Origin of the sequence: Thermococcus sp. LS2, from assembly GCF_012027375.1 — an archaeon.
Classification (GTDB): domain Archaea; phylum Methanobacteriota_B; class Thermococci; order Thermococcales; family Thermococcaceae; genus Thermococcus_B.
The window spans coordinates 1-2835 of the sequence record NZ_SNUI01000021.1 but is presented as its reverse complement, the minus strand read 5'-3'; the positions used below and the strand labels follow the sequence as shown (position 1 = coordinate 2835).

The 2835-nt window shown below is 45.9% G+C and carries 3 protein-coding genes and 1 pseudogene; all 4 read left to right on the top strand.

Translation table 11 applies throughout. From position 1 onward, the window contains the following. Positions 1-172 (top strand): annotated as a pseudogene (locus tag E3E24_RS12495) (TATA-box-binding protein); the annotation flags it as partial. Between the two features lie 4 nt (positions 173-176). Beyond that, positions 177-677: an ACT domain-containing protein gene (locus E3E24_RS12490; RefSeq protein WP_167887336.1), complete on the top strand. Its 501-nt coding sequence runs from the start codon at positions 177-179 to the stop codon at positions 675-677. Positions 678-895: 218 nt separating this feature from the next. Further along, complete coding sequence (locus E3E24_RS12485; protein ID WP_167887335.1) at positions 896-1843, top strand: MarR family winged helix-turn-helix transcriptional regulator; 948 nt, start codon at positions 896-898, stop codon at positions 1841-1843. Beyond that, positions 1818-2600 (top strand): hypothetical protein, encoded by a 783-nt coding sequence (locus E3E24_RS12480; RefSeq protein WP_167887334.1) that lies wholly within the window; start codon positions 1818-1820, stop codon positions 2598-2600. The genes E3E24_RS12485 and E3E24_RS12480 overlap by 26 nt, the downstream gene beginning before the upstream one ends. Positions 2601-2835: the final 235 nt, after the last annotated feature.

The window sequence follows — 2835 nt, the reverse complement described above, 5'->3', positions numbered from 1 at the left end:
GCCTGAAATATTCCCGGGAGTGATTTATCGTGTTAAAGAGCCCAAGGCAGTCATACTCCTCTTCAGTTCTGGGAGGATTGTTTGCAGTGGTGCGAAGAGTGAGCATAGCGCATGGGAGGCTGTTAAGAAACTCCTTCACGAGCTTGAAAAGTACGGCTTAATAGAGAGGTGATGGTATGTGGGCAAGAATAGAGCACTACTTTGATGAGTATCCTGTTAGGAAAAAGATAGTGAAGCTCCTTCTCAGGTATGGGCTTAAAGTAACAGAAGATGCGAGGATAAAGTGTGGGGACATTGAAGTGCCCTACACTAAGATATCTGAGGCCTTGGGCATTGACAGAAGGGTTGTCAAGGAAACGGCCACAATGATCTTAAAAATACCCGAGCTTAGGGAAATATTCACGAGGCTTGAGCCGACACCTCACCTGAAGTATGCCGGTAGGCATCTTGGCTGTAGTGTAATTGAAATTGAGGCAGAACCAAGAGCCGTCGGAATGCTTGCAAAAGTTGCGTCAAAGATTGCAGAAAGGGGTATTAACATTGTTCAAGTCGTCGCGGAAGATCCTGAACTTTATCCAGAAGCAACGCTCACGATAGTTACTGAGGGGTCAATCCCCGGCGACCTTATAAATGAACTCTCAAAACTCGAAGGAGTCAAAAAAATTTCAATCTACTAATCATAAGTTAGTGAGGATGAATTCATTTGGATTATCACATGAAAGCCTTGCCCTTCAAGGCGGGGAGGAGGCCAGATCGAAAAAGTGGTAATGATTACCACATCATTAACCCAGTGATTGAGCAAGCACTAAGACACGCGCGATAAAACCGCGGGTTCAAAATTTTTATAGTATCAAAAACCCAAAAGCTTTTATAAAACCTTTAGTAATTTTGATACATGACACTCACCAAGTCAGAGCTCAGAGTCCTTGCGGCGCTCAAGAAGCCGAAGACTCTCAAAGAACTCTCAGCCGAGCTTGGGCTTTCCCGCGCAACACTTTCTGTTCTTCTGCACTCTCTCGAAAGAAAGGGCCTCGTTGAGCTTACAAAGGGAAAGAAGCTCATTGCCACTCCTTCAAAGGTCAGGCCCGTTGAGCTGTTCCACGAGCTCCTCGTGAAGTTTCCCCACGTGGACTTCACCCGAATCCTCGTCGGTGGAAAGCTCAAGGCCATTGCTGGAATGACAGTGGAAAGGCCGAGGCCCGTCTGGGAAATCCTCTTGAAGACCAACCTGAGTAAGCCGAGCCTTCACCGTGCCCTGAATGAGCTCATGGAGAGACTCATCGTGGGAAAGAACGAGAAAGGCTACTTTATCGTTAAGCGCTTTGCCCTTGTTAAGACCTTTGCCGATGAGTACTTTCGCCTGCAGAATTTCATAAAGGCAAGAGAATTCAGCAATGACGCGGTCTTGGTCTGGAGCGGCGTGGATGAGCTCATACTCGCGACCTCGGAGTTTAAGGGCAAATCTCTCGGAAATTTCCAGCTCACGGGACTTTCGCGCTTCTTTGACTATGGCATGTCCCTGATTTCTCCGGGCGTTTACCATTACTACTGGCCATCCAAGGGGCTGACACTGGAGGAGGTCGTTGTCCACACATTGACCATAGAAAGCGGTGCAAGGGAACTCCTTTACGTTATAGCCTTGCTAAAGGCCAGAGGATTCAATACCAGAAGGCTCAAACGGCTCGCCGTTAAGTTCGACATTGCTCCTCTTGTAGAGGAAATCCTTGAATACTTGAAAGGGAAGGAAAAGCCCTACCCGTTCCCCTCTCGTGAGGAGGTTGAGGAGCTCTACCGTCAGTATTTTGGAGGTTGTGGAAATGATAACAAGGGAAAGGCTGATTGAAGAGTTCACGCTACTCGATAAGAAGGCCACGTTGCTAGCCTCTCGTGAGGTTATTCCTGAAGAACTGGTGCTTTACCTTATCGGCGGCGGCAATCTTGCCCTGCGAGGTATAAAAGCTGCAACGGCTGACGTTGACGTAGTGGTTGAGGATCTCCATGTTTTAAGGGCTCTTGAAGAAGTCCTCATCAACCCGTCTCCGGAGCTAAGGATTGAAGGCCGCTATATTGTTTACGTGAAGGAGGTTGAGCACGAGTATAAAGCGAAGCTTGGAGCTTTCTCAGTTTACAAGAAGCTTGACCCTCAAATGGGCGATTTTAATTTTGATGTCTTTGTGAGGAGAGTTCTCAGAGGTATAACACTCTCAGAAGGTATGAAAACTCGCGCAATGATTCCAGAAGAGTTTACTGATTTTAAAACCATCAGGATTTATTTGGTCTCTCTTGAAGACATATTCCTGTTCAAAGGTGTGACTTCCCTCGGCAGATCAAAGGACATTGATGATTTGCTTAGGCTTATTGAACATGGTGTGAATTTTGATATAATACTCGCTGAGCTTGAGGTTCAAAAAGCCCTCCTTGAGAAAGAACGGTTTGAATGGTTGATGGGAATTCTCTACGAGAAGGCACTTAGGCTCAGAGAAATACTCCAAAAGGAGGGTCTCAGGAGTAAGGGGTTGAATAAGTTTATCAAAAATTTGGGCACATATTTTGTTAGAAATCAACAACTTCCAGAAGTTGGTGATGAAGAATATCTTTGATACCTGAAAGTGCGTCCATATTGGAAATAAACGAGAGCCTTAAAGAAATCAGTTGGATTGATGGGAACAAAGAGTTTTGGGGTTCCCCCTACGGGGAAGTTAGTGTAATTTCATAGAATTTCATCCCAATTCTTTGTTTTTCTATTGCAATAATCCCGTAGGGATTGGTCTTCATTGGCCATTCATTGGGCGTTAAAGCCCTCGAAACCTCCAACCCTTTCGGGGTAACCCCTGA

Bases quoted from the DNA above. Each gene is read 5' to 3' on its own strand.
- E3E24_RS12480 (WP_167887334.1), top strand. From the start codon at position 1,818: ATGATAACAAGGGAAAGGCTGATTGAAGAGTTCACGCTACTCGATAAG.
- E3E24_RS12490 (WP_167887336.1), top strand. From the start codon at position 177: ATGTGGGCAAGAATAGAGCACTACTTTGATGAGTATCCTGTTAGGAAA.
- E3E24_RS12485 (WP_167887335.1), top strand. From the start codon at position 896: ATGACACTCACCAAGTCAGAGCTCAGAGTCCTTGCGGCGCTCAAGAAG.